Annotated in this window: 8 protein-coding genes; 4 read left to right on the forward strand and 4 right to left on the reverse strand. The window is 69.4% G+C overall.

Annotated features, from left to right (window positions below):
• Positions 1 to 183 (forward strand): hypothetical protein (locus Pma05_RS41945; protein ID WP_203863112.1); only part of this gene is annotated, 183 nt, incomplete at its 5' end.
• 131 nt (positions 184 to 314) lie between these two features.
• Here the strand turns inward: Pma05_RS41945 and Pma05_RS41950 are convergent.
• Positions 315 to 989, reverse strand: coding sequence for a TetR/AcrR family transcriptional regulator (locus Pma05_RS41950; RefSeq protein WP_203863113.1), 675 nt, complete (start codon positions 987 to 989; stop codon positions 315 to 317).
• A gap of 187 nt (positions 990 to 1,176) precedes the next feature.
• Here Pma05_RS41950 and Pma05_RS41955 point away from each other — a divergent pair, with 187 nt between their 5' ends.
• The 3 genes from Pma05_RS41955 (at position 1,177) to Pma05_RS41965 (ending at position 3,254) form a co-directional block, all read left to right on the forward strand.
• The gene (locus Pma05_RS41955; RefSeq protein WP_203863117.1) at positions 1,177 to 2,145 is read left to right on the forward strand and encodes an NAD(P)-dependent alcohol dehydrogenase; all 969 of its coding nucleotides are present in this window, start codon (positions 1,177 to 1,179) and stop codon (positions 2,143 to 2,145) included.
• Between the two features lie 166 nt (positions 2,146 to 2,311).
• Positions 2,312 to 3,007, forward strand: coding sequence for a hypothetical protein (locus Pma05_RS41960; RefSeq protein ID WP_203863114.1), 696 nt, complete (start codon positions 2,312 to 2,314; stop codon positions 3,005 to 3,007).
• Positions 3,008 to 3,059: 52 nt separating this feature from the next.
• Positions 3,060 to 3,254 carry a hypothetical protein gene (locus Pma05_RS41965; RefSeq protein WP_239314201.1) on the forward strand — a complete coding sequence of 65 codons (195 nt, stop codon included), beginning with the start codon at positions 3,060 to 3,062 and terminating at the stop codon, positions 3,252 to 3,254.
• 75 nt (positions 3,255 to 3,329) lie between these two features.
• Here Pma05_RS41965 and istB read toward each other — a convergent pair whose 3' ends face one another.
• From istB to Pma05_RS41980, 3 genes are all read right to left on the reverse strand, one after another.
• Positions 3,330 to 4,088, reverse strand: a complete 759-nt coding sequence (gene istB / locus Pma05_RS41970) for an IS21-like element helper ATPase IstB (RefSeq protein WP_203863115.1) — start codon at positions 4,086 to 4,088, stop codon at positions 3,330 to 3,332.
• Positions 4,089 to 4,137: 49 nt separating this feature from the next.
• The gene (locus Pma05_RS41975) at positions 4,138 to 4,515 is read right to left on the reverse strand and encodes a hypothetical protein (protein ID WP_203863116.1); all 378 of its coding nucleotides are present in this window, start codon (positions 4,513 to 4,515) and stop codon (positions 4,138 to 4,140) included.
• A partial coding sequence (locus Pma05_RS41980; RefSeq protein ID WP_443678470.1) for a Mu transposase domain-containing protein occupies positions 4,512 to 4,730 on the reverse strand: 219 nt, incomplete at its 5' end. The genes Pma05_RS41980 and Pma05_RS41975, both read right to left, overlap by 4 nt.

The following is a 4,730-nucleotide window of genomic DNA, read 5'->3' on the forward strand; positions in this document are numbered from 1 at the left end:
CCCTGGCTCGGCGACGTCGCGATAACGGCACCCACCGCACCCGCGGACCGGCTGCCGTCCTGGTGGGGCGAGGACCTCGCCGACATCGTGGGCGCTCACCGAATTGACCTGGGGTCGGCTCACGTAATTGATCTAGTCTCCGGTGTAGGTTCCGCCGTTGCCGTATCAATGGCAGCGCTGTGACCTGGACGTCCGGGGTTGCCGGTCAGGGGGTGACGGCTCGGTGGTCCAGGGTTGCGTGGCAGCGGTCCCGGTGCGGCGGCTATGGATCGGAGCTACGGCGCAGAGGGCCGCGCGACGGTCCGTGAGCGTTGCTATGCGGAGGCTCTCAGCGGCTCGAGGGCGGCTAGGACGAGGTCGAGGCCGAAGATGAACTCATCTGCCGGGTCGTAGCCGGCAGCGACGAGCGCCGCGGCGGACTCGTTGAGGTAGGGGAACTCGTCTGGAGGAAGCTGGGGCAGGAAGACGTTCTCGGCCATGTCCGCGAGCTCGTCGGCGGTGTCGAACGGCAGGCTGGCTTCCTGCAGGGCGAACCCGTAGACATAGCTGTCGAGCAACCAGTTGGCGTGCGTCGCCATTAAGACCGGGAAGCCAGCCCTCCGCAGGCAGGCGGTGACCGCTTCGCGGTGGCGGAGGTTCGCGGGCCCGGGCGATGTCCGCGACTCCATCAGGCCGATCGCCCACGGGTGGCGTGCGAGAACCTGTCGGGCGGATACCGCCCGCCGTCGCATCGCTGACTGCCAGTCGGTCTCTTCGGGCGGGAGCTCGATCTCCTCGAACACGATGTCGATCATGGCGTCCAGCAACTCCTCCTTGTTCGCCACGTAGTGGTAGAGCGACATCGCGCCCGCGCCGAGCGCGCCAGCCAGCCGGCGCATGCTCAGCCCGTCGACCCCCTCGAGGTCGGCGAGCCGAATCGCCTCGACCACCACCCGTTGCTTGCTCAGCCCCGCGTCTGACGCGACCTGGCGTTGCTTCCTCGCAGACACGGGTCTCCTCGCTCGCTTGAACGGCTTGACAATCGTACAGCGTACGCCCATAGTACAGCGTACGACGTACGGTGTACGACAGTGAGAGTCGCAGCTCGGACGTGAGGAGGCTTCTGTGGGAATCGAACAGCGATCGAATGCCGGAGACCGCCTGGTGCCGGGGGCGAGTCCGGCCGGGGCGGCAACGATGCGGGCCGCCGTCCAGGTCCGCTACGGCCCGCCCTCAGTGCTCGAGTCGTGCGAGGTCGGGCTACCGCTGCCCGGTCGAGGCGATGTGCTCGTCCAGGTGGGCGCGGCCTCGGTACATCCCGGCGACTACTTCGTCATGACCGGTGAGCCGTACGTGGTGCGTCTGGCGTTCGGGCTCCGCCGGCCGCGCCACGGCATCCCTGGCAGGGACCTCGCCGGCGTGGTGGCAGCGGTCGGGAAGGATGTCACCGCTCTCCGCCCCGGCGACGAGGTGTTCGGCTGGAACACCGCTGGAACGCTCGCGGAGTACGCCTGCGTCCCAGCGGACAACCTCGTGTCCGTGCCTGCCAACCTGTCGGTCGTGGACGCGGCAGCGGTCCCCACGTCGGCCATGGCGGCGTTGCAGGCATTGCGCGACATCGCGAACGTTCGACCGGGCCAGACGGTGCTGGTCACGGGCGCGTCGGGCGGCGTGGGCTCCTTCGCCGTACAGATCGCCAAGGCGTTTGGCGCCGAGGTGACCGGCGTGTGCAGCACCCGCAACGTCGACTTGGTCCGGTCGCTCGGTGCCGACCACGTCGTTGACTACACGAGGACCGACTTCACCCGCACCGAGAAGCGCTACGACGTCATCCTCGACAACGTGGAAGCCCAGCCCCTGACGGCTGTCCGCCGAGCGCTGACGCCCACCGGCACCCTCATCCCCAACAACGGACGCGGCGGCCGCTGGCTCGGCCCCCTCGGTCGGATCGTCAAAGCGCGCGTGCTGTCCGGGTTCACCCGTCAGCAGCTGAAGCCTCTCGTGTCGGTCGCGAAGCGCCAGGACCTGCTCACCCTGGCCGACCTCCTCACGACCGGGCAGGTCACGCCCGTCATCGACCGCACCTACCCCCTCGACGAAGCAGCCGACGCCCTCCGCTACGTCGGGGCCGGCCACACCCGAGGGAAGGTCGTCGTCTCCGTCTGACGACCGGACCGACGAGAACGACCCAACCCGTGCGTATGCACGCCCAGACCTGCCGCCAATCCGGCGGACGGACCGTTCCTCTCGAAGGAAGAACCGACGACCATCCGAACGAACACCCCGAACCTGCTCGACAACCCGCCATCCGACTGAAACGAAGGAGGAAGAGATGAGATCACCGCAGAACACCGCCACCACGCTAGCCCGCAGGTGGTTCGTTCGAGGCCGGCTCGTCGGCGCCGCGGCGATCGCGTTCGCGGTGTCGGTGGCGATAGAGAACGCGGTGCTGGCGGGAACGGGCGCGCCGACCTTCGGCGCTCCGATCGAGGAAGTGCTGGCCTACTACGCAGCCAACCGCGACTCGGTCGCGATCGCGTCCGGTCAGGTGGCCCTGAACCTGCCGCTGCTGCTCGTGTTCGTGACCGGCCTGCACGGCCTCGTGGAGCGGCGCGGCGGAGCGGGCGCCGACTGGTCGCTCCTCGCCTTGGCCGCTGGCGCGACGCTGTCGGCCATCTTCGTGCTTGTCAACGTCCTGCAGATCGGGCTCGCGCTCTCCGCCGGCGGGCTCGCCGAGCCGACGCCCGCGTTCGAGCTCGTCTGGCAGGTTCACGCGGCGGCGTTCGCGCTGGCGCTGCCGACGCTCGGCACCACCTTCATCGGCGCGGCCCTCGCCGCGCACGCGAGCGGGCTGACTCCGGCTTGGCAGCGCCTGCTGGGCCTGGTGGGCGGGGGCCTGCTGCTCGCCGCGGGGCTCGGCAACCTCGCGATCGCCGACGGCTCGGCGCTGATCTTCGTCGGGCTCCTAGGGTTCGCCGCCTGGCTCGTCTGGCTGCTCGCGACCGGCGTGCGCCTCGTCCGGTCGTGACCGAGATGAGGGCAGCGCCGAGGTCGCGCGGAGGTCGCCGACCTTTATCGCGATGCGGAACCTGGCGCTCGGCCAGCTGCTGCCCGCGTTGCCGGCCGGGCCGGTGACCACGGGGGTGACCTTCGACGGCAGCGCCGACCTCAACGCCGACGCGGACCTGATCGCCGGCGGACTGCTGGTCGACTTCAAGGCCGGCCAGGGCGGCAAGCCCCGCGCGGACGGCACACGCGCGGCGTCGCAGTGTTGAGTGCCTCGCGTTCGGCTCGGCTGGGGATGTCAGGGTGAGGTGCCGGGTCGTTCATGCTGTGGTCGTTCCGCTCTGCTACTTGGTGGTTGAGGCCTTGGGTCGTTTGTTCAGCCGGTAGGAGGGGCCGTTCATGAAGACTTGGTGGCTGTTGTTGATGAGTCGGTCGAGCAGTGATTCGGCGACGACTGGATTGGGGAACAGCGGATACCAGTCCTGGGGTGCGCGGTTGGCGGTGATCGCGTTGGAGCGGCCTTCGGCGATGCGTTGGGAGATCAGCTCGTAGAGGTCGTCGGCCTGGCCGGGGGTGAACTCGTGCATCGCGAAGTCGTCCAGGATGAGCAGGTCGGCTTTGACGTGTGCGGCCAGGCGTTTGTCGAAGGTGCGGTCGGCGTGGCCGCCGGCGAGGTCGGCCAGGACGCGGCTGGTTTTGTGGAAGCGGACCTCGGCGCCGGCGCGGATGGCAAGGTGTCCCATGGCTTGGGCGACGTGGGTTTTGCCGACGCCGACGGCGCCGTAGAGGATGATCGATTCTCCGGCTTGTAGCCAGCGCAGCGCGGCGAGGTCGCGGATCTGGGCGGCTGGGAGTTTCGTGTTGGCGGCGAAGTCGAAGCCTTCGAGGGTGGTCTCGGTGTCGAAGCGGGCGCGGCGCAGACGCCGGCCCATGGCCACTTGCTCGCGGCGGGTGATCTCGTCGTCGCAGAGGATCTGCAGGAACTCCAGATAGTCGAGGTCGCCGCCTTGTGCCTGGGCGAGACGGGCGTCGAGGGTCTCGAGCATCCCGGACAGTTTCAGAGCGCGGAGGCTGTCGGCCAGCGCGGGGCGCAGGATTGTCATCGGTTCGTCTCGGCCTTCGTCGGTGTGGTGGGGGTGAGCGGGGCGCGGGTCATGACGCGGCGTCTTTCGGCTCGTTGTCACCGGCGTCGTCACGGCGGTCGGATGCCGTCGCGCTCGTCGTGTCGGCCGTGGTCGCGGCGGAGGCGGCCGCGGTGGTGGGGAATGGGATGACGTCGGCGAACAGGCCGGCGGGGCCGTGCAGGAACGCGGGCGCGCCGGCGTCGCCGGTGGGGCGGTCGTGTTCGATGTCCTCGAGCCCGGAGGCCAGGATGTTGCGGATGGTGCGGTAGGACGGGTCGGCGGCCGTGGTGGCTTTGCGGCAGGCCGCCTCCAGCCGGGCGTCGGAGTACTTGCCGGCCAGGTTGAGGATCGCTTGCGCCGAGCGCAGCCGGTGCAACGCCGGACCGTCGAGCAGCTCGGCGATCACCGCGGCGGTCGCGGGTCCGGTCTGCTCGGCCCGATCGCGGCACCACTGCGGGTTCGCGTGTGGAACGCGATCTTCTCCGGCGGGTAGTCCGCGACGTTGGTGACCTTGCCTTTGCCTTTGCGGACGTGGGTCTTGACCAGCTCGCCGTGGTGGAAGATCTGCACCATCGTCGCGGTGGCGCGGATGTCGACCAGCTGCCCTATCAGTTTCCACGG

The organism is Plantactinospora mayteni, assembly GCF_016862935.1.
Classification (GTDB): domain Bacteria; phylum Actinomycetota; class Actinomycetes; order Mycobacteriales; family Micromonosporaceae; genus Plantactinospora; species Plantactinospora mayteni.

What these genes read in the sequence shown, in the direction of transcription:
- Pma05_RS41955 (WP_203863117.1), top strand. Translation starts at nt 1,177, where the DNA reads ATGCGGGCCGCCGTCCAGGTCCGCTACGGCCCGCCCTCAGTGCTCGAG.
- Pma05_RS41960 (WP_203863114.1), top strand. Translation starts at nt 2,312, where the DNA reads ATGAGATCACCGCAGAACACCGCCACCACGCTAGCCCGCAGGTGGTTC.
- Pma05_RS41965 (WP_239314201.1), top strand. Translation starts at nt 3,060, where the DNA reads ATGCGGAACCTGGCGCTCGGCCAGCTGCTGCCCGCGTTGCCGGCCGGG.
- istB (WP_203863115.1), bottom strand. Translation starts at nt 4,088, where the DNA reads ATGACAATCCTGCGCCCCGCGCTGGCCGACAGCCTCCGCGCTCTGAAA.